The following is a 20,861-nucleotide window of genomic DNA, read 5'->3' as shown; positions in this document are numbered from 1 at the left end:
ATTTGAGCTTACGGTTAATTTTGTTCGTAAGATTTTTTTGACAGACGGTCAGCCGGGCAGTATAGTCGAGCGGTATATTGCGCAACTTAACTGCGTGGGGAGGACGACGATGAAGAAGTCTCGAGTTCTGGTCGTCGAAGATGACGAAAGCATCAGCAAGCTAATTGTGGACCACCTCACCCGCGCGGGCTACGACGTATACGCCGCAGGTGACGGGTTGAGCGCGTTGGAGTACGTGAAGGAGACCGGACTGCCGCACATTGCGCTGGTCGACCTCATGCTTCCCAACAATATGCACGGATTCGAGTTCAGCAGCAAGCTCAAGGCCATGGCCGATGTGCCGATCATCTTCGTCACTGCCGTGCGTGACACCGACACTATCGTGCAAGGTTTGCGCCAGTACGCCGAAGACTTCGTGGTCAAACCGTTCGACACGCGCGAGCTGGAAGCCCGCATCAAGGTCGTGCTGGCGCGTATGCCGACCCTCGATTACGCCAACGAGCCAGTTATCAAAGTCGACGCGCACCTGCAGATCGATTTCGCGCACAATCGCATCCTGATCGACGACAAGCCCATCACCCTCACGCCCATCGAGTCGGTACTGCTGCACGTCCTGCTGCGCAGCGCGGGCCGGGTGGTCGAAAACCGGACGCTGATCACGCGTGTGTGGCCGGACGAGGACGTGAACGACGACACGCTTCGCGTGCACATGCACCGGCTGCGGCGCAAGCTCGAGGCCGACAGCCACCACCCGCACTATGTCCGCACCGAACGCGGCGTCGGCTATCTGTTTACGATTAAGCCGGAGCCGTCCGGCACGGACTAGCTAGCGCACGCTGGCGACGACAGCAGCAAGAACCTCGGCAAATCCGTCGATCTCGCCCGGCGCGGCGACCAGCACGGCGTATACCGTGCCCAGCGGACCGGCGGTCTGTGCTGTGCGCGTCACGAGGTCATCCAACGCGACGTCCTGCATCGTCGGCGGTGGATCGAGCGGGCGCACCGACAGCGCGATCAGTGCCCGATCCTCCGGCGCGACCAACTGAAACGTGTACGGGTCTTCGGCCGGACCGGCAATCACGCGCCATTCGCGCGGCGTGGTTACCGTGTAGGCGGCGGTACGCACCTCGTCTTCGGTAATGACGTAGGCCGGGCCGGGGGTAAAGTCGAGCTGCGGCGGGCTTTCACGCGGGGCGCACCCTGCGAACAGCAAGGCGACCACCAACAGCATGCCCCGACTGCGCCGCCTACGGCGCACGGTTTGGCGCATCTTGCGCGGACCGAAGCTGTTCGAGGCCGGCGTTCGGCTCGTCACAGCTTACCCACCCCGACCAGCGCGTAATCTGCCACGTTTCACCGTCGACCTTCTCAGCGCGCTGATACACGCACACGCCTGAGAAACCCTGACTGAGTGTGGCGTCAAACGTGGTGATGAGCAGGATGTCCCATGCGTCGGGGCCGTCGGGGATACTGCGCCGGTAGACCGTATCGACCGGGCTGCCCCAACTGTCAGGGAAATACTCGAACACGCACGCGCCGAGGCCGTCCGGGCAGTTGGCGTCGGCCCACGCGGTCAGCTCGGGGCCGATCAGCGCGCCTGCAGCGGCATCGTCGCGGGCCTCGAGCAGCGCATCGGTGAACGCGAGCGCTACGTCATACGCGGGACTGAGTTGTTCGGGGACGAGCACGGCGGTGAGGGCAATGATTACGATAAGAGCGACCACGAGGACGAGGCCGATCAGCACGCCAATAGGGCGCATGGGGGTTATCTCTCTACGATGGCGCGGACCAGACGCGGCGCGACCAGCCAGATCAGTTCGCCTTGCAGCGGCGTGCGTGAGATCAGATCGACGCGGGCGATACCGCACTTCTTCATCTCGACACGAGCACCGGTCAGGTCTTGCACTGCTCGGCTGAAGGTCGGCTCATGCCCGACCAGCATAACGTTCTGATCGAAGTTTAGGGGGGCAAGCAGGTCGTTGAGAAGGGTAATGTTGAAGTCAAAATTGAGTTCTTCGCGCACCTGCGGCTCAAGGTTGAAGGCCCGCCCGACAATCTCGGCAGTCTGCCGGCAGCGCAGACGCGGGCTTGTGTAGATCGCGTCCACTTGTGTGCCGAGACGCTTAAACAGCTTGGCGGTCGCTTCAGCCTGCGCATTCCCCTTGTCGTTCAGGGCGCGCTCCTCGTCGGACAGGCCGACGGCGTCTACGGCGTGGGCATGGCGGAGGAAGTACAGGATCACGGCACGGTCAAACTTTCCGTACGTTCGGCGTCAACTTTCATGACACTATACTGCGGCCATCGCAGACCGTCTAGTCCAACACGTGTGATAGAATTACCGTAACGCAACCTTTCGCACGCTCGGGGCGTATGTTTTAGCGAGCGGTCAGCACCGCACGCTGGGGGGAACGAAGCCGCTGTGAGTGATGACCCGATTCTGCTGGAATGGATTTCCGATGCAATTGCCGGCGATCAGGCGGCATTTGAGGAAATCTACTACACCTATAAGGACGACGTGTACACCGCGTGCTATCGCATGATGGGCACGGCCCAAGAGGCCGAAGACGCCACGCAGGATGTGTTCATTCGCCTGCTGCGCGTGCTGCCGCGCTACGATCACACGCGGGCCAGCTTCCGCACTTGGATGCTGACGATCACGACCAACTACTGCTACGACCTGCTGCGCCGCCGTCGTGGTAACGACGTGTCGATAGACGACGAGGACGAGCCGGTCGCGCTTACGCTGTCCAGCGACGATCCCACTCCTGAGCAGGCCACCATGGGAATCGAACTGCGCGACCGCATTCAGCAAATGCTCGACCGCCTGCCGGCGCAAGATCGGGCGATGGTCGTGCTGCGCTACTGGTTCGATCACGGGTACGAAGAAATCGCGGAAGCGACCGAGACCAGCGTGAGCGCGGTCAAAAGCCGCCTGTTCCGCGCGCGGCAGAAGCTCGCCGAGCTGCTCGGCGATGTCGCGCTGCCCAACGAAGGGGTGTACTAGGTCATGTCGGACACCAAAGCCCAACGCTTGCAGCAGGTTCAAGAGGCACTCGATATGCTGCCCAACAGTGAGGCACGGGCCGCGCTTCGGGCCAAGCTCGCCGCCGAACCCGAAACACAGGCCGAAGCCGACCGGCTCGAGCGCGTCCATCGAATGCTCAGCAGCGCCCCGCGCGAGCGCGCGCCCGAACGACTCGCATCTCGAATCATGGCGCGCATCAGTGCCATCATGCAGCAGCAAAAAGCCGCCACATGGCCCGTCCCGGATGAAGCTGTCGCTGCCGCGATGGCGCTGGCGAACGCGGCCACGCTCCCGTTGATGACCGGCGCGGCGTGGCTGTTGATCCACGCGGCGTCCGATCCGCGCTTGTTCCGCGAAGTGCTGCCGCGCATTGTCGCCGTTCACCTGCTGCTCATCGAGGTGATGGTCGAAATCCTGCGCGAGGCCGAATCATTCGCCACCGACGACCCGCAGGCCGCAGCCGCCGTTCTTGCGCTGCTGCCCGACGCCTTGCGCGCGATCGCCAAAGGGCTGGACGTTCCGCCGGCCGATTGACTGCGATTGGCCCGCATCGCCAACGTTCATCCACTTATTAGGGGCCGGCCCCCAGTTCTAACAGCAATTTTACGGGACACGGTTACCCTCAATACCGTACACTAATGTCATAGACCGCCATCGCGGCCCGGAAAGGCCTACCTAACTTCATGTCTGATTCCAACGAGAATAACGTCGACAGTGGATTGCCCGAGGGAGTCATTCCTTTCGTGATCGAGGGTGCCCCCGGCCTCCATGACAGCGACGACGATGAGGTGCGGACCATAGCGGCTTCGCTGCCCAATGAACTGCCGATCCTGCCGATGCGCGGCATGGTGATCTTCCCGAAGATGACTCTGCCGATCACGGTGGCTCAGCCGCGCAGCCTGCGCCTGCTGGAGGACATGAACGGCAGCACCAAGTACGTCGGCCTCTTCACCAGCCTCAACCCGGAAGTCGAACAACCGTCGCCCGACGAGCTGTACACGGTCGGCACGCTGGCGGAAGTCCACCGCCTGTTCCGCGCGCCGGACGGCACCGTACGCCTGCTCGTCCGCGGCTTGATGCGCATCAAGATCGACGAATTCACCGCGACCGACCCGTACCTCAAGGCGCGCGTGTCGGCGATCCCGGAGTCGGTGACGGACACGCTTGAAATCGAAGCGATGGCCCGCACCATCAGCGACCAGTTCAGCCGCCTCGCCGACCTGCTGCCGAATCTCCCCGGCGAGCTGATCCAATCGACGCTCAACGTCGAAGAGCCGCTGCACTTGACCTACGCGGTCGCCACCTACATCCGCCGTGTCGACCTCGAAGAGGCGCAGAGCCTGCTTGAAATGCCGACGCTCGAAGAGAAGATGCGCCGGTTGATCCACGTGCTGGGCAAGGAGCTGGAAGTCCTCGAACTCGGCCGCAAGATTCAGACCGAGGCGCAGGGCGAGATGGAGAAGAGCCAGCGCGAGTATTTCCTGCGCGAGCAAATGAAGGCCATCCAGCGCGAGCTGGGCGAGGCCGACGATCAGGTCGCGGACTATATCAAGTTCAACGAGATGATCGATCAGGCCAACATGCCGGAGGAAGCCCGGACCGAGGCCCGCCGGGAGTTGGATCGCCTGAACAAGATCCCGTCCGCCAGCGCCGAGTACGGCGTGATCCGCACTTACCTCGACTGGATGGTCAGCTTGCCGTGGGACAAGCGCACCGAGGACAACCTCGACATTACGCGCGCCCGCCGCGTGCTGGACGAGGATCACTACGGGCTGAAGGACGTCAAGGCGCGTATCCTCGAGTTCCTCGCCGTGCGCAAGCTGCGCCAGCAGCGCGCCGAGCAGTTGGCCGCCCACGAGACAACCGACTACGTCCGCCGCGACCGGCAGGGCGCGATCCTGTGCTTCGTCGGCCCGCCGGGCGTCGGCAAGACCTCGCTCGGCCAGTCGATCGCCCGGGCGATGGAGCGCAAGTTCATCCGCATCAGCCTCGGCGGCGTGCGCGACGAAGCCGAAATCCGCGGCTTCCGACGCACGTACATCGGTTCGATGCCAGGGCGCATCATTCAGACCATCCGTCGTGTCGAGACGCGCAACCCGATCATCCTGCTCGACGAGGTCGACAAGCTCGGCTACGACTTCCGCGGTGATCCGGCCTCGGCGCTGCTCGAGGTGCTCGACCCGGAGCAGAACAACACGTTCCGCGATCACTACCTCGACGTGGCGTTCGACCTGAGCGAAGTGCTGTTCATCACGACCGCCAACGACCTCGACAAGATCCCGGGACCGCTGCGCGACCGTATGGAGATCATCACCCTGAGCGGATATACCGAACAGGAAAAGACCGCCATCGCCGAGCAGTATCTGGTGCCGCGCCAAATCCGCGAGAACGGCCTGCTGGACGGCGAGGTCACGTTCACGACCGAGTCGCTGCACGAGATCATCCGCGGCTACACGCGCGAGGCGGGCGTCCGCACCCTGGAACGCGAGATTGGCCGCTCTGCCCGCAAAATCGTGACGCGCATCGCCGAAGGCGACGCCGAGAACGTCGTGATCGACGGGCCGATGGTCAAGGATTTGCTTGGCAATCCCAAGTTCGCCGCACAGGAGGAACTGAAGGACCGCACCGACCTACCCGGCGTGGCCACCGGCCTCGCATGGACGCCGGTGGGCGGCGAAGTGCTGTTTGTCGAAGCGTCGCAGATGCCCGGCAGCAAGGGCTTCCAGATCACCGGCAACCTCGGTGACGTCATGCAGGAATCGGCACGCATCGCGCTCAGCTTCATTCGCAGCCATGCCGACGAACTCGGCATCGACCCGGACGTGTTCGAAAAGTTTGACCTGCACGTGCACGTCCCCAGCGGCGCGATGCCCAAAGACGGCCCTTCCGCCGGCGTGACGATCTTGAGCGCACTGGCGTCGCTGCTGACCAACCGCACTGTCCGCAGCAACGTCGCCATGACCGGCGAAATCACGCTGCGCGGTCAGGTGCTGCCGGTGGGCGGCATCAAGGACAAGGTGCTGGCGGCGCACCGCATGGGCGTCGACACGATCATCCTACCCCGCAAGAACGCGCCGGACATCGACGACGTGCCGAAGGAAGCGCGCGACGAGCTGACGTTTGTGTTCGTCGAACGCATGTCGGACGTGCTGGACGCGGCCCTGCTGCCGGATGACACGCCGGAACCTGAACCCGAACCCGAGCCGGCGGGTTAGCCCTCAAGTCCCCCTCACCCACACGTGGCGAGGGGGATTTTTGTTTCGGCGGGTCGCTGGCGTGTTTGCCCCTCACCCCCGGCCCCTCTCCCTCGCAAGCGGGGAGAGGGGAGAAGGGAAATGCGGAAACATGATCGGATGCGGCATCGCGACCTTTGTCAGCGAGCGACCCGCCGGGTGGCCCCTACGAAACGCCCGGAGTCTATTGCCTGACGACTGACTCCTGCGAACTTCTCTCATCACTTCGTTCACACCCCTCACACCCGGCCTCTCTCCCTCACGGGGGACAGGAGAGATCACCGTCTCTACGCTCTTCTCCACATCGCGGGCTTAGCTGCCGTGTCCGAGAAGGAGCCGATGCCGGGCAAACAACGGTGACTGTCGGGGTGGCCGGTACCCTTTGTCCATCCCCCTTGTCATCCCTGCTAAAATGGACCCTGAGCAAAGGATCGACGAGCATGCCTGAGACGCACGAACGCCTGCATGTTAAAGTCATGGGACGGGTACAAGGCGTCAGCTTCCGCTATTACACCACGCAGCAAGCGTTGGCCTTGGGGCTGACGGGTTGGGTCATGAATCTGTCGGATGGGCGCACCGTCGAAGTGATCGCCGAAGGCCCTCGCAAGGATTTGCAGGCCCTGCTCGATTGGCTGCATCACGGCCCCAGCGGCGCGCGCGTAACCAACGTCGTCCATGAGTGGGGAGCGGCAACGGACCAGTACACGGGGTTCAGGACGCGCCACGGCATCTACGACGAGTAGATCAAAGATTGACGACGTGGGGATAGGGGTCCGAGGTGAAGGTATTCCGCGCGGCGGTCGACCCAGCGGGTCGACCCTACGGCGGACACGACAGTGCAATGTCCCTACGAACCTCGTTTCCTTTCTGACTCCTGACAACTGACCCCTGTCAACTGAATCTTAAGCCCGAAGCCCTTCTCTCATCACTTCCCTCTACCGCACGCGCCACACAGCGACTGAGCCGTCGACGCCGCCAGAGATCAAGGCTCGCGCGTCCTGGCTGAACGTCAGCGACGTCACGCGGCCATTGTGTGCGCGGAGCGTCGTGACCACCTCGCCGGTCGCCGTGTCCCACAGCCGGAGCAGGCCGATCTCGTCACCGAAGCCTTGCGACACCCCTGCGGCCAACAGGCTTCCGTCCGGCGACAGCGCCAGCGCATACGCGCGTTCGCCCGCCCCCAGCTCAATGTCGCGGAGTTGTTCGCCGGTTGCCACGTCCCACGCGCGGATCGACCCGTCCTCGGCGGCTGACCAGATGGTGCGGCCGTCAAACGCGAAGCGCACGGCGACGACATCGCGCTCGTGGCCGCTAAACGTCAGCAGCAGGTCGCCGTCGGCGGCGTCCCATAAGCGCAGTGCACCGGCGTCACCTGCGCCGGCCAGCGAACTCCCGCCCGGGCTGAAGGCCAGCGCGTTCACCCGGCGAATACCCGGGTCAAAGGTCGTGACGGCGGCCTCGCCGGCGACATCCCATACGGTAACCTCGGCGCTCTGGCCGGTGCCGACCGCCGTCGACGCAATGCGCGAGCCATCAACCGTGAATGCCAGCGCACTGATCTGCGTGTCATGACCGCCGAGGCGGCTGACCGGTGATCCAGTGAATCCATCCCAAAGGCGCAAGCGTCCCTGACTATCGCCTGTAGCGGCGACGTTCGTCAGTACAGCCAGCGCCATCGCGTATACCGTATCCTGGCTGGCATTGCGCCGCGCGACCTCGATCCCACGCAGACTGTCCCAAATCCGCAGGCTTCCGCTTTCGTCAGCAGTGACGACTCGCGTACCGTCGGTGGTGATCGCCGCGTCGCTGATCGGGCGCGAGAAGTCGTCCAGCACGGCCCGATTGGCGCCTGTGGTCGTGTCGATCACGCGGACGGCGTCGCCGAGCGCGGCAGTCGCCAACAGCGTGCCGTCGGCGTTGAACGTCATGTCGAGCGGGCCGACGGCAATGCCGCGCAGGATCGTGCGCTCGGTCCAACTGCTGGTGTTCCACAGGCGCACCGTCGTATCCTCGCTGCCGGTCGCCAATGTCGACCCGTTGGGGCTAAACGCGACCGACTGCACCCAGTTCAGGTGCGTCGTCAGGGCAGCCTGCTCGACGCCGGTCGCGGCGTCCCAAATGCGCGCCGAGTTGTCGAGCGCGGCGCTGGCCAGAACGCTTCCGTCCGGTATGTAGGCGACGTCGATCACCGGCGAGGTGTGACCGACCATGACCGTCTGCTCGACACCCGTCTCGATATCATAGACGCGTACCGTGAAGTCGGTGCCACCAGCCGCGACTTGAGCCACGGCCGGAGAGAACGCGACCGATGTCAGCGGTGAAACTGCGTTGATCGTCCGCACGAGCGTGCCGTCGGACGCGTTCCAAAGGTGTAGGTTGAGGTCGAAGCCGGTCGATGCGACCAGCGCGCCGTCCTCGCTAAAGGCCACATCGGTCACGTAATCGGTGTGCTGTGAGAAAACGAACCGCTGCGTGCCGGTTACGGTGTCGATGACGTGTACGCTGCCGACGCTGTCGCTGATGGCCAGTACGAGACCGTCGGGCGAGTAGGCTAGCGCAGTCGGCGTGTAGTCGGTGCGGATCGCGCGCGGCGACCGTTCGAAGTCGGCCGTGTCGTACAGCCACACGCCGGTATTACTGGCGACTGCCAGAGCGCGCCCGCCGGGGCTGAACGCGACATCACGCGCACCGCCCTTGCCCAAGCGCACGGCCTCAGCGAGACGGGACGCGTTGCCGACCGTGATGACATCCGACTGCGCCACGCTCACGGACGCGAACAGCACGCACAGAATCAGTGCGGCAGCGAGCATTTTGAGGGTTCGCATGGGTCTGAATCTCCACACCTGCCCCGCGCGAACGGAGCAGAGACCGTCTCAAGTGGTAGTGTAGCATAGGCCCCCGGCCGAACAGCGTTAACGCCCTGCCTGCCCACGTCTGCGCGGATTGATAAGACCCTTTCACCTTTCGTTTTCTTGAGCCGGTCGTACGGTAGACTAATAGCATGACGACAAAGGACGACGACCATGTTGGGTGACGAACTTGGTGGGTTGGTACAACAACTCCCGCGCGGCCTGATCGCGGTAACCTGCGTTGCAGGACTGCTGTGGGTTGCGCTGATGATCTTCTTCGCCGTGATCCGGCCTGCGCAGCGGCGGCGGCGCAAGGCGGCTGAAGCGATTGCCCTGACCTCGCCGGCGCCTGCGGCACTTACGTCCGACTATGCAGCCCCGTCCGCCGCCTCGCTCGACCTGCCCGACCTCGATATGTTGATGGATTCGCGCGCCGCACCTGAACCTGTTGCGGCCTCCAGAGCCACATCGACGCAAGATGTGCCGCCAATCGCCGCGATCGGTGCGCCTCGGCGGCTTGGCAGCGCCGATGTGCGCCTCAACGACGGCTCGACCACTCACGCCGAGGAGCAGATGGTCGTCCTGCGCGACCCGCGCGACGGCAAGCTGATGGTCCAGATCGGGGACGTGGCGTATAAGTCGTTCGCCGGGGCCGCCAAGGCCCGCGAGACGTTCAAGACACTGCTGCACGAGTTGGGCGTATCGCTTAACCCCAACGCGACCGGCCCGCTCCCGGCCCAGCCTGCGACCGCGACCAGAACGACACCCGCAGCCCCCCCGCCCCCGTCGCCAACCGGCGATGGATCGCTACCCGGTGACTTGCCGCGCTACAACGAACTGCGCGACGAGATCAAGTCGCGCGGCGCATTCCGGCCGCACAAGGTCGAGCTGCCGGCGATCCCCGAACTCAACATCGCCGGATCGATCGAATCGTATTTGCAGTACAAGCTGCAGTTTGTGGCGGAATTCCAGCGCCGTGGCATTCACGTGCGGCCTGCGCCCGGTGGGGGTGTGCGCATCGAGATGGACGGGCGCTTCTTCGACGCCGTGAGCGACGTCGACGACCCGGACGTGCAGGCGTTCATTCGCAGCGCCATCGAGGAGTGGCAAAGCCGGCAGTAGTATTGGGGCGCTGCCACAAACCTCTTGTGAAGGTGCTGAGGCTAAGCCTCTGCAGGGAACGTCACCCGTCGCGAGTAAGAAGCTTGAACGCGAAATTGCGGCCGAGCGGCGTGTTCATGGCAAGGCCGACCCACAGGCGCGTCATGTGATCGACGATTTCCGACATCTTGATGCCGCCGACATCGACCGGCTCGAAACCGATCTCGTCTGCCAACCCTGCCACGACCGCCTTGGCATCCGGGTCGTCTCCGCACAGCAGCAACACCGCCCGATCACCGTCAAAGACTGGCGCGTCCATAACCTCCGAGCCGATCGTGTTGAACGCCTTGACCACGCGCGCGCCGCGCGCCCAGTGGGCGACATCCTCGCTCGACGTGCCGATGCTGTCCGCCGGCGGGATGTCGCGCAGGCGGTTCACCGCGTCAATCAGGACCTTGCCGCGCCAGTCGGGCACCGAGGTCACCGTCTCACGGACGGCCGTCCACGGCACGGAAAGCAGAATCACGTCGGCAAAAGCGAGCACCTCGTCGGATGTGCCGGCGCGGGCGTTCGGCCCGGCAGATTTGACCATATCGCGCAGGCGATCCGGCGTGCGGCTTCCAAACATGACGGCGTGGCCGCGGCTTGCCCACTGCCGGCCAAGGGCCGATCCCACCCGTCCAGATCCAAGAATGCCGATGTTCATCGCTCGTCCTCCAGCACGTACCAAGATCCTATTTGAAAAGTGCATTCAGTTTGGGGCCCTGTCCCAAGCCCCGTCAGAAACGGCAGCCCAGAGGGCTCTCGCCCTCTGGTGAAGGTACGGAGACTCAGCCTCCGCACGTATCTTAAACAGCAACTAACGCACAGTGTACCGCGCCAGAGCCATTCAGTAACACATCAATATGGGTAGGGATAATGCAGTGGGTCTAGCGGCGCCGGGTGGCCTGTGCGACACCGATGGCGACCAACCCGACCGCGATCAACACCGCGACGAGCAAGACTTGGCCGCCGCTGTTACTCGGCGGTTCGGGTTCGCGGATAATGGCGGGGCGCGGGGTGGCGCTTGGCCCGGCAAAGGTCGGCGTCGGACTGGCCGGGGGTGTGGCTTCGTTAGTCGCGTCGGCCGTAGATTCTTCGGTCGGCAGGGCGGTTGCATCCGGCGTCGGCGATGCTTCGGCAGCCGCGGTGGCCGTTTGGTCGGTGCTCGACTGCGTATCGGTCGCCAATTCGCGCACGGCGTTCGCAGTGCCGGTCGCGTCGATTGTCGCGCTCGGGGCGGTGGTCGGCGTGCTGCTGGGCGGGACGCGCGTGCGAGTAGCCGTTGACGTCGCCGTGGCCGGCACGTCTGTTTCGGTCGCCGTGGGCGGCACACCAGTGGGTGTCGCTGTGGGCGGAACGGCTGTGTTCGTCGCTGTTGGCGGGCGCGGGCTGGGTGTCGCTGTGGACGGCACGTCGGTTGGCGAGGCAGCGGGGGTCGGTGTCGTGATCGCCAGCGCCGGCGAACCGCTGAGCGCGACCGCCGCCACCAGTACAAGAACTGCCCACACCATCCGCGCAGCGCGCATCGACCCGTCCTGTCTGCTTTAGTCCCGACGTGGAGACCGAAGTATAGCATACATCGCAGGCGGCGCGGGCCTATGCTACACTAGGGCTTGCTAAGTGTACGCTGTGAGACGCTCATGCTCGACCAAGCAGCGATAACGGAACGCCGCCGTCAACTTCTACGCGTGATATTGGTGGGTATCATCTTCACGACGGTGCCGTTCTACTGCCTCGGCTTCTTCTTGTGGGGTACCGCACCGCAGCGCACGGACGACGCGCTGCCCACGGCAACGACGACGTTACTGGGCGCCAGCGCCACCGCGCGCCCGACCCAGTTCCCGACCCTTCCGATCGTCAGCTCGAATTTGCCGCCGCTGCCCTCCCTGCAGCCCACTCCGATCCAAATCCTACCGCCGATCGTTAACCCGCCGACGCGCATCCTGTCGCCGACACCTTTTGTCATCCCCAGCAGCACGCTCGCGCCGACGCTAACCTTCCCGGCGACCAACACGCTGCCGCCCATTTCAGGCGATACGCCGCTGCCGCCGCCGTCCGACACGCCCGGCGCGCCGGACGAGGTCAATCCGCCGCCGCCGTTCGCCACCAATACGCAGGTGGTGATCGCACCCACCAGCACCGACGGGCCGCCCGGCGTGCTCATGCCACCGACCGATACGCCATCGCCATAAACACACTGGAGACTCTGTGTTCGATCTGAAATCTCATCTGCGTTCGCTGGTGGAAGCGCACGGCCCCAGCGGACACGAAGGGCCGATTCGTGACGTGCTGCGCGAGGCATGGACCGGCCTGGTCGACGCGACCGAAACCGACCGTCTCGGGAGCTTCATCGGAATCAAGCGCGCTACCAACCCGCTCGATCCGCCGCGTCGCATCCTGCTGGCCGCGCACATGGACGAAATCGGCATGCTGGTATCTGGCATTGTCGATGGCTTCCTGACCATCCGCCGGATTAGCGGCGTCGACCACCGCCTGATGCCCACGCAAGAGGTGATTGTGCATGGGCGCGAGCCGCTGACCGGCTTTGTCGCATCGGTGCCGCCGCACCTGCTCAGCGAGGAAGACCGCAAGCGTTACCCGGCGTGGAACGAACTGCTCGTGGATGTCGGCCTGCCGCCGCACGAGCTTGAGCAGCTCGTGCGCGTGGGCGATCTGGTGACCGTCAGCGCGCCGATGGTTGATCTGCTTAACAACCGCGTCGCCGGCAAGGCGATGGACGACCGCGCCTGCGTGGCGATCATGACCGCGACGTTGAACGAGCTCAAGACGATGCACCATCGGTGGGACGTGTTTGCCGCCGCCACCGTGCAGGAAGAAAACGGCTTGTACGGCGCGGCGACGTCGGCGGCACACGTTCAGCCGGACTTGGCGATCGCGCTCGACGTCGGGTTCGCCAAACAACCTAATGTGGACTCCGACATCGAACTGAACGGCGGGCCCCAGATCGGCATCGGCCCGAACTTCCATGATAAGCTGAACGACTGCCTGCGCGACGCCGCGGCCAAGCTGGAGATCAAGCTGCAAGACGACCCGCTGCCGGGTCACAGCGGCACCGACGCATGGGCGATCCAAATCGCCAACGAAGGCATCCCGACCGCGCTGTTCAGCCTGCCACTGCGCAGTATGCACTCGCCCAACGAGACGGCCGACGTGCGCGACATGCAGCGCACCGCCCGCCTGCTGGCACAGTTCATCGCCAGCCTCGACGACGCCACACTGACCGAACTGGCCCACGACTAATACGGACCATACACCCATGATGGAATATCTGCAGCAGCTTTCGGAAGCCATCGGCATCAGCGGCCGCGAGGAGGCCGTGCGCAAGATCGTCCTCGCCGCCATCGACGGCCACGTGGATGATGTGCACGTCGACGCACTCGGCAGCATCACCGCCATCAAGCGCGGCACCGAGGGAAACAAGCGCCCCAAGGTGATGATCGACGCGCACATGGACGAGGTCGGTTTCATGGCAACCGGCGTCGACGGCGATGGCCTGATCAAGTTCGTGCCTGTCGGCGGCATTGACGCACGCATCGTGCCGGGCATGCGTGTCAAGATCGGCGCGGCCGGCACTCAGGGCGTCGTCCTCAGCACGCCCATCCACAAGAACAAGGACACGACCGTCACACAGATTACCAGCATGCGCATCGACATCGGCGCAGCGAGCAAGGACGAGGCCAACGGCAAGGTGAAGAAAGGCGACCGGATCGCCTTCGACAGCCGCTACCGCATCCTCAACGACTCGGCCATCTGCGGCAAGAGTCTCGACGACCGCGCAGGTTGTTCGGTGCTGATCGACGTGCTGCGCGACTCCTCGTACCCGTGCGACGTGCTGGCGGCGTTCACCGTACAGGAGGAGATTGGCCTGCGCGGGGCGACGGTTGCGGCGCGCCGGCTCAAGCCGGATGTCGGGCTGGCGCTCGAATGCACGACCGCCGGCGACTTCCCGAACCCGCTGGCCGATCCCGACAGCGACGATCCCGCCGACCTCAACCCGACCTGCCGCATGGGCCACGGACCGGCGCTGTCGTTCATGGACCGCAGCATGATCGCCGATCCGCGCCTGCTGCGCTATCTGCGCCAGCTTGCTGACGTGTATGGCGTGCCGTACCAGCTCAAGACGCAGTTGGGCGGCGGCACCGACGCCGGCGCGATCCACCGCGCCAATACCGGCGTGCCATCCGCGGTAATCTCCATCCCCGGCCGCTACATCCACAGCCCGCATGCGCTGATCTCGCGCAATGACTATCTAAACGCGGTGCGTCTCGTGCAGGCGTTCCTCGAGAACCTGACCGGCGATGTCCTCAAGCCCTTGTAGAGAAGTGATGAGTGATGAGTCTTGAGTGATGAGGGGAAGGACTCGGGATTCAGGGGGCAGTCGTCAGTTGCCAGTAGACAGAAAGAGAACGTGAGAGGCGGGTGGGTTTGAACCCTCACCCCTAACCCCTCTCCCTCAGGGCGAGGGGAATATCCGCGGTGCGACGTTCACGCAACGTGCGTGATATGTACGTAGGGATACGGCGGTACCGTGCTCAGGGTGACCGACCTCATGGCGCGATTACCCCCTCACCCCCGGCCCCTCTCCCTCAAGGGGCGAGGGGAAACTCACACATCACGGTTTTCCGCGACTCGTTACGTAGGGACACGGCACCGCCGTGTCCGGCTATTTGCGTGACGACAACCCACCGCGCCGCTTGCCCCCTCACCCCAGCAGCACGCCGCCGATGACGAGCGTCAGCAGATAGAACACGAACGGCGGCAGGTCGCGGGTGATCACATACAGCACAAACGTCGCGGCCGTCGCGCCGATGAGTCCCCAGCCCAGCCACGACGGGAGAGTCGTGTTGAGCAGAGCCAATCCGAATACGATCCACGCTGTTTGAGTCAACAGCACATACCACCGGAACCACGGACGCGCCGCGCCCGGATTATTGGCGACCGATTGCGGCACGGCAGCCAACCGGAACAGGTTAATGCGCAGCCAGAAATACGTACCCACCAGCGCGGCCGCCAGCCCAAACCACAACCACCAGATGCCGAGGTCGAGCGTCAGCAGCAGCAATCCGCCCACCGTCAGCACCGCGCCGGCCATGAACAGCACGCACAACGCGCGCCACATCCACGGGCTGCGTTCGATCATCGCCGCACGCGACTCTGCGCTGCTGCTGGTGAAGAACCGCATATTGAACGGGGCAAACGCCGCGATGTTGAACACCAGCGCCCCGATGATCAACAGCCATCCTGCGCTCGACATGCATCACCTCCCGGCGTATTCCCGCCATCTCTCGCAGCGCGATTATAGGCTGTGCGAGTCAAATCGCCAGAAATCCGGGTTATGATGGAAGGGTACGGCCGATACCGAAGGAGTTCCGAGCATGTCCGAACAACGCCCGACCAACACAGGCACCCCCGTTTCGACACGCGGCACAATCAGCACCGTCATTTTGCGCGCAGTGCAGCTGTTCTTCGCGCAGTGGATCTTTAGGAAGATCCTCCGCCGCCGCTAATCGGCCGCAGCAGGTTCGACCACTGGCACGGGCCGCGCCGGCTGCCGTTTGTACGCCCATGACGGCACGAGCAGCAGCAGGCCGGCCGACGCCAGTGCGATCAGCCCGTTGACGACGAACGTGGCCTCGAGGCCGATCCCGGTCGAGGCCGCCGCGACGACCGGATCGGCCGAGAGCGCCGCCGGGCCATCAGCCAGCAACCCATAAAATGCCGAGCCTAACGCGCCGGCCACGAAGATTCCGCCCAGCCCGATACCGGTGGCGAACCCTTTGCCCGCCGGGATCAGCCGCTGCAAGAACACCACGATCAGGGCGTGGGTGCCGCTCAACACCGCGCCGGAAAATGTCGTCACGACCGCCGCTGCAAACAGCGTCTGCGTCATCGGCAGGATAATCAGCGTAGGCGAGCCGACCACCACCGCGAACAGCAGCACGCGGCGCAGGCCGAACCGGTCGGCCCAGTGGCCCCATAACACCCCGACCGTCCCCGACGCGATCCAGTACAAACCTGTGACAAACCCGTAGGCGGCAGGATCGTACCCGCGCTGTTCGAGCAGCACGGGGATGAACGCCGCCGACCCGTGCTGGGCCATGCTGCGCAGCAGGACAAAGATGCTCACGATGATCAGCGGGGCCGCGGCGTCGCGCCATGTCAATTGGCTGGCGGCACGGCGGGCGGTGCGCGCCGCCTGACCCGCCGCATGGGCCGCGCGCTGCGGAATGCCCGCCAGCATGAACGGCAGCAGCGGCACACCGATCAGGCCGACGAGGTACACCCCGATCAGCGAGGATGCGGTTTGATTGCCGGACTGCGCCGCGCTTTGCAGGAGGATGCCGCCCAACGCCGGGCCGATCGCCAGCCCGAGCTGGCCGAACAGGAAGAAGTACGATGTGTTGCGCGCCTGATTGTCTGGTTCCGCCTCGGCGGCGTGGCTGGCACCGACCGGGTGGAATGCGCCGCTCCCCAGCCCGACGGCGATGAATGGAACGACCATGAGCAAGAAGTCGCCTGTGAAGGCCAACAGCACCGAAAGCGTCTGCAGGATGATCACCCACGCCACCCCGCCCGCGCCGAGCCAGCGCCCTCCGGTGCGATCGCCGATCCCGCCGAACAACGGTTGCGACAGCGCGCCGGTGATCTGCCGGAGCGACACGGCCAGCCCGAGCTGTGCGGCGTTCATCGGCAGGATGCCGCTGCTGCTGATGAACACGAGCACGACCGGCCCCATGCTCATAAAAATGTCGTTGACCATGTGGCCGAGGCTCACGGCCCAGAAGACGCGCTGGTGCGGAAACCGCGCCTGCGCCCATGTCAGTACGCTCATGGTGCTGCTCCACCCTCGAGATGTGCTAGAAAAGTACGGCCGCTTGCCGCATGCGTCAAACCGGATTGGACTCGTTGGTTCACGCCTGTACGGGAACAGGCGCGGACAGCGCCGCGCCTGCTGATCGACTTCTCATGTGGTGCCCGGCGCTACTGCGGGATCAAGTCAAGGAACGTCCGCCCTTGGTTGAACGCGGCACGCGCGGTGATGACGGTCTGCTGGCCGAGGCTCAACCGACCGACCAGATCGCCGGCCGCGCAGCCCTCGCGCCAATACGTCCAGCCCTGCCGCAACAGTGCCAAGCCGGTATTGATCTGGTCGCGCGCGATGACCAACGACGGCTCGCGATCCTCGAAACCGGCCGGCAGCGTGACGTCTGCCGGTACGTCGGGCGGTGTGGCGGAACACAGACGGCTTCCGGCGGTCGGATCGTTGAAGATCGACTGCCAATTGATGTCGAGCTGGTCGAGCACGCCGCGGCTGGTGTCCACGACACTCAGCACACCGTACAGCTCGCGCAGCTGTTGGCGCACCATGTCCTCCGAAATGGGCGTGGGCGTCAGGGTCGGGGGCTCGGTGGGCGTGGCCGTGGGAACTGCCGTCGGCGCTTCGGTCGCGCCCGGCACCGGCGTGGAGAAAACAGTCGGGGCGAGGGTCGCTGCAACCTCACCATCGCCGCCCAACGACAATTGAATGTCCGAGAGCCGGACGGCGTCTTCAGGTGCGTTGATGTACACCACGACCAGAAACGCCAGCAAGATGGCGAGCAGGCCGCTCATGTACAATAATCCGCGCCCGCGCCGCCGGGGCGGACGATCGTTAAACGCCAAGTCCTTGATCAGCTCGACGACATCTTCATTTTCGGGGCTGACGAGCGCGTCTTCGACCGATTCACCCTCGTCGCGGACGATCGCACGGTCAAGCGCGCGGAACTTGGACAGCGCGCTGCGGGCCGCCCGTTTCACGCCGCGGGGCGTTTCATCGCTCAAATAGACTTGGATCAACGGCTTGATGGCGCGCGTGTCGGCACTGTCGCCCAGCCATTCCGCCGCCGCGGATCGCGCGCGGCCGGGTTGGGTTTTCGCTTGCAGCACGGCGATACGCCGGTTGACCTCGGCCACGAACTCGTCGTACGTACGCTTTCCACCTTGCGAACGAGGCGGTTCGTCGTCCAAATCTGAGAACGGAAAGTCGCCTGTGTCCTCAAAGAGATCGTCGTCTGCCATTCAGCCCCCTCGCGTGCGGCGACAGACCACGCCGGGTCTGCCCTGTCACGCCGCATTGTAACACGATGTCCTATCCGTCGGACAAACGAAGCCAAAACTTGACAGTCGAACAAAGGTTCGTCTACACTATGTTCTATAGAACACTTATTCGCAAGTGTTCGGCTGTGTTAGGGTAAGGAGTCGGGTCATGCCGATGCGTAAATCGAAGCAGCTGACGGCACGTCAGAAGAGTATCCTCAAATTCATCGAACAGCACGTGGCCATGAACGGTTATCCGCCGACCATCCGCGAGATCGGCGAAGCGACCGGTATCGCGTCGACGTCGGTGGTCAACTACAACCTCAACAAGCTCACCCGCCTCGGCTACATGGATCGCACGTCGACCAAGTCGCGCGGCATCAAGCTGACCGAGAAGAACGGCCGTCCGGTGCATATCAACCCGATGACCGTCGACGTGACGTTCATGGGGCAGATCGTCGCGGGTCAACCGATGCCGATCCCGGATTCGAGCGATTTCGCCAACGACGAACACAGCCGCATCGAGGTCGCGCCGTCGATGATCGGCGGGGCCGACCCGGCCGAGGTGTTCGCACTGCGCGTCAAGGGCGACTCGATGATCGACGCCATGATTCAGGACGGCGACATCGTGATCCTGCGTCAGGTCGAAGACGTTCGCAACGGCGACATGGTGGCCGTGTGGCTCGAAGACCGTGGCGAGACGACCCTCAAGTACTACTTCCGCGAGAAGGACGACACGATCCGCTTGCAGCCCGCCCACCCGACGATGGAGCCAATCTTCGTCAAGGCGGCGGTGTGCCGCGTGCAGGGGCGCGTGCTGTCCGTCCTGCGGATGATGCGATAGGGAAGTTAGCAGTCTTCAGTTGTCAGTCGTCAGTAGAACGGCGCGAGTCCATTACTCACCTACCCGATTCGTAGGGACGCGGCATGGCCGTGTCCAATTTCGGCCATTGGCAGCGATTGCATCGCCGATTCTGTAGATACCACGACACACAGCGAATACCGCCGGGGCGCGCGTGTTGAAACACCGCGCCCTGACTTATCCCCTACCCCTTTCCTCTTATCCCTGTACACGTTCGGCCGCACCCGCTACACTGTCTCGCTGTGAACACGCAGAAACCATCACCGCGACACCTACGATTCCAACCCCTTCGTTTGCTGACGTTGGGGTTCTTGTTGGGCCTGATGTGGCTGAGTGCCGCCGCCCAGCCCGTCATCCCGATTCTGACACCGACGCCGCCTAGTTCGGCAGGCGCGCCACCAGCTATCACGCCGCAAGCCGCCGTCTTGACGTTTCCGACGGGCTGGTCGTGCGACGACTTCCCGTGCGAGAACGATCTCGACGGATGGCTCGAACGTCTGCAGGTCCCGCCCGGCTTTGAGATCGCGCTGTACGGTCAGTTCCCCGGCCAGCCGCAGCAAGTCGCGTTCGGGCCGGACGGACGTCTCTATGCAACCGTGCTGGAAAACGGCACGCGCCGCGGCTCGGTCTACGCGATGGACACGTCAGGCACAGTCGAACGGATCACCGCGGCATTCGATTCGCCGGTGGGGTTGGCGTTCCTGCCCGGCACCGACATCCTGTTCGTGTCGTCGCGCACCGAAGACGGCGCGGGCGCGTTGTGGCGACGCACCCCCGACGGGTCGTTGATCCTTCTCGTTGGCGATCTGCCGTGCTGCCGCGACGGGGTGACCGGTCAGCCCGAGGGCGTCACGGCCGGCCCCGACGGGTTCATCTACCTCGGCGTCAGCAGCCTGAGCGACCGCGCCGAGCCGACCAACCCGCAGTTCGAGCGTCACGCCACACAGCAGCCCTACGAAGCGTCGATCCTGCGCGTTCAGCCGCAAAACGGGGCGATCGACATCTACGCCGAAGGCTTCCGCGAGCCGTACGATCTGGCGTTTGCGCCGGATGGCCGGCTGTACGCCACCGACAACGGCACCTACGGCGGCATCGGCGACCGCGTGCTGTCGGTCGTCCAAGGCGGTCACTACGGGTTCCCGTTCTGGCGTCCGCGTGGCTGTGAGGACTGCCCGCCGACCGACTTCTCGCTCGACATCCTGCCCGATCTTGTTCCGCTGCCGTCGCTCACCTTGCCGCGCGGCGTGACTGTCTATACCGGCACGCAGTTCCCGGCCAACTATTTTGGCTCGGTGTTCGTCACGCTGTGGAACGGGGTGCCCGAAGGCCAGCGGGTCATCCGCATCGAGCCCGACCGCGTGCCGACTGACCCCGAGCTCCTCGCCGCGTTCACGCCCGAGCCGTTCGTCACCGGCCTGATCCGCCCGACCGACGTCACCATCGCCCCCGACGGGACGCTGCTGGTCGCCGATTTCATCTACGGGTACGTATGGCAGGTACGCTGGACGGGCCGCATCCCGCCAACATCCACACCACAGCCGACAAACACCTCGCCCCCAGTGCTGTTCGCCACCAATACGCCGTCGAACTGACTCCATCGCGTCAGAGTCGACACCATTTAGTGGGTCATTATGGGTCACGGAGCTATACAG

At 64.3% G+C, this 20,861-nt stretch carries 20 protein-coding genes; 11 read left to right on the top strand and 9 right to left on the bottom strand.

Annotated elements, in window-relative coordinates; genetic code table 11:
- Nucleotides 1-109: 109 nt before the first annotated feature.
- Nucleotides 110-826 (top strand): response regulator transcription factor, encoded by a 717-nt coding sequence (locus IPM16_13805; GenBank protein ID MBK9124175.1) that lies wholly within the window; start codon nt 110-112, stop codon nt 824-826.
- Here IPM16_13805 and IPM16_13800 read toward each other — a convergent pair whose 3' ends face one another.
- Genes IPM16_13800 through sixA form a run of 3 tightly spaced genes read right to left on the bottom strand, consistent with a single transcriptional unit; the run spans nt 827 to nt 2,242 of the window.
- Nucleotides 827-1,231, bottom strand: a complete 405-nt coding sequence (locus tag IPM16_13800) for a hypothetical protein (GenBank protein ID MBK9124174.1) — start codon at nt 1,229-1,231, stop codon at nt 827-829.
- A gap of 16 nt (nt 1,232-1,247) precedes the next feature.
- The gene (locus IPM16_13795; protein MBK9124173.1) at nt 1,248-1,760 is read right to left on the bottom strand and encodes a hypothetical protein; all 513 of its coding nucleotides are present in this window, start codon (nt 1,758-1,760) and stop codon (nt 1,248-1,250) included.
- A gap of 5 nt (nt 1,761-1,765) precedes the next feature.
- A complete protein-coding gene (sixA, locus tag IPM16_13790) occupies nt 1,766-2,242 on the bottom strand; it encodes a phosphohistidine phosphatase SixA (GenBank protein MBK9124172.1) in 477 nt (158 codons plus the stop codon).
- 177 nt (nt 2,243-2,419) lie between these two features.
- On the opposite strand from sixA, the gene IPM16_13785 reads away from it, so the two are divergent.
- The 4 genes from IPM16_13785 (at nt 2,420) to IPM16_13770 (ending at nt 7,001) form a co-directional block, all read left to right on the top strand.
- The gene (locus IPM16_13785; protein MBK9124171.1) at nt 2,420-3,004 is read left to right on the top strand and encodes a sigma-70 family RNA polymerase sigma factor; all 585 of its coding nucleotides are present in this window, start codon (nt 2,420-2,422) and stop codon (nt 3,002-3,004) included.
- A 3-nt stretch (nt 3,005-3,007) separates the two neighbouring features.
- Nucleotides 3,008-3,559 carry a hypothetical protein gene (locus tag IPM16_13780; GenBank protein MBK9124170.1) on the top strand — a complete coding sequence of 184 codons (552 nt, stop codon included), beginning with the start codon at nt 3,008-3,010 and terminating at the stop codon, nt 3,557-3,559.
- A 149-nt stretch (nt 3,560-3,708) separates the two neighbouring features.
- Complete coding sequence (lon, locus tag IPM16_13775) at nt 3,709-6,240, top strand: endopeptidase La (GenBank protein MBK9124169.1); 2,532 nt, start codon at nt 3,709-3,711, stop codon at nt 6,238-6,240.
- Nucleotides 6,241-6,698: 458 nt separating this feature from the next.
- Nucleotides 6,699-7,001, top strand: coding sequence for an acylphosphatase (locus tag IPM16_13770; protein ID MBK9124168.1), 303 nt, complete (start codon nt 6,699-6,701; stop codon nt 6,999-7,001).
- Nucleotides 7,002-7,193: 192 nt separating this feature from the next.
- On the opposite strand, the gene IPM16_13765 is transcribed toward IPM16_13770, so the two are convergent.
- Entirely contained in the window at nt 7,194-9,083 is a 1,890-nt protein-coding gene (locus tag IPM16_13765; GenBank protein ID MBK9124167.1) for a WD40 repeat domain-containing protein, read from the bottom strand.
- A 198-nt stretch (nt 9,084-9,281) separates the two neighbouring features.
- Here IPM16_13765 and IPM16_13760 point away from each other — a divergent pair, with 198 nt between their 5' ends.
- On the top strand, nt 9,282-10,229 hold the full coding sequence (locus IPM16_13760) for a hypothetical protein (GenBank protein ID MBK9124166.1): 948 nt from the start codon (nt 9,282-9,284) through the stop codon (nt 10,227-10,229).
- A gap of 61 nt (nt 10,230-10,290) precedes the next feature.
- Here IPM16_13760 and IPM16_13755 read toward each other — a convergent pair whose 3' ends face one another.
- On the bottom strand, nt 10,291-10,914 hold the full coding sequence (locus tag IPM16_13755) for an NADPH-dependent F420 reductase (GenBank protein MBK9124165.1): 624 nt from the start codon (nt 10,912-10,914) through the stop codon (nt 10,291-10,293).
- 223 nt (nt 10,915-11,137) lie between these two features.
- The gene (locus tag IPM16_13750; protein ID MBK9124164.1) at nt 11,138-11,776 is read right to left on the bottom strand and encodes a hypothetical protein; all 639 of its coding nucleotides are present in this window, start codon (nt 11,774-11,776) and stop codon (nt 11,138-11,140) included.
- Nucleotides 11,777-11,890: 114 nt separating this feature from the next.
- Between IPM16_13750 and IPM16_13745 the strand changes: the two genes are divergently transcribed.
- From IPM16_13745 to IPM16_13735, 3 genes are read left to right on the top strand one after another with little or no spacing between them, the layout of a single operon-like run.
- Nucleotides 11,891-12,442, top strand: a complete 552-nt coding sequence (locus tag IPM16_13745; GenBank protein ID MBK9124163.1) for a hypothetical protein — start codon at nt 11,891-11,893, stop codon at nt 12,440-12,442.
- A 16-nt stretch (nt 12,443-12,458) separates the two neighbouring features.
- Complete coding sequence (locus tag IPM16_13740; GenBank protein ID MBK9124162.1) at nt 12,459-13,511, top strand: M20/M25/M40 family metallo-hydrolase; 1,053 nt, start codon at nt 12,459-12,461, stop codon at nt 13,509-13,511.
- Between the two features lie 16 nt (nt 13,512-13,527).
- Nucleotides 13,528-14,589 carry a M42 family metallopeptidase gene (locus IPM16_13735; GenBank protein ID MBK9124161.1) on the top strand — a complete coding sequence of 354 codons (1,062 nt, stop codon included), beginning with the start codon at nt 13,528-13,530 and terminating at the stop codon, nt 14,587-14,589.
- A 384-nt stretch (nt 14,590-14,973) separates the two neighbouring features.
- On the opposite strand, the gene IPM16_13730 is transcribed toward IPM16_13735, so the two are convergent.
- From IPM16_13730 to IPM16_13720, 3 genes are all read right to left on the bottom strand, one after another.
- Nucleotides 14,974-15,525: a hypothetical protein gene (locus IPM16_13730; protein MBK9124160.1), complete on the bottom strand. Its 552-nt coding sequence runs from the start codon at nt 15,523-15,525 to the stop codon at nt 14,974-14,976.
- Between the two features lie 249 nt (nt 15,526-15,774).
- Entirely contained in the window at nt 15,775-17,103 is a 1,329-nt protein-coding gene (locus tag IPM16_13725) for an MFS transporter (GenBank protein ID MBK9124159.1), read from the bottom strand.
- A gap of 149 nt (nt 17,104-17,252) precedes the next feature.
- On the bottom strand, nt 17,253-18,329 hold the full coding sequence (locus IPM16_13720; GenBank protein MBK9124158.1) for a hypothetical protein: 1,077 nt from the start codon (nt 18,327-18,329) through the stop codon (nt 17,253-17,255).
- Nucleotides 18,330-18,522: 193 nt separating this feature from the next.
- On the opposite strand from IPM16_13720, the gene lexA reads away from it, so the two are divergent.
- Nucleotides 18,523-19,191, top strand: a complete 669-nt coding sequence (gene lexA, locus IPM16_13715; GenBank protein ID MBK9124157.1) for a repressor LexA — start codon at nt 18,523-18,525, stop codon at nt 19,189-19,191.
- Nucleotides 19,192-19,520: 329 nt separating this feature from the next.
- Nucleotides 19,521-20,801 carry a PQQ-dependent sugar dehydrogenase gene (locus tag IPM16_13710; protein ID MBK9124156.1) on the top strand — a complete coding sequence of 427 codons (1,281 nt, stop codon included), beginning with the start codon at nt 19,521-19,523 and terminating at the stop codon, nt 20,799-20,801.
- The last annotated feature ends 60 nt before the right edge of the window (nt 20,802-20,861 follow it).

The sequence above is a fragment of the Candidatus Flexicrinis affinis genome, from assembly GCA_016716525.1.
Lineage (GTDB): Bacteria > Chloroflexota > Anaerolineae > Aggregatilineales > Phototrophicaceae > Flexicrinis > Flexicrinis affinis.
Note: the sequence above shows the minus strand (reverse complement) of the source record. Positions and strands in the feature narration are given on the sequence as shown.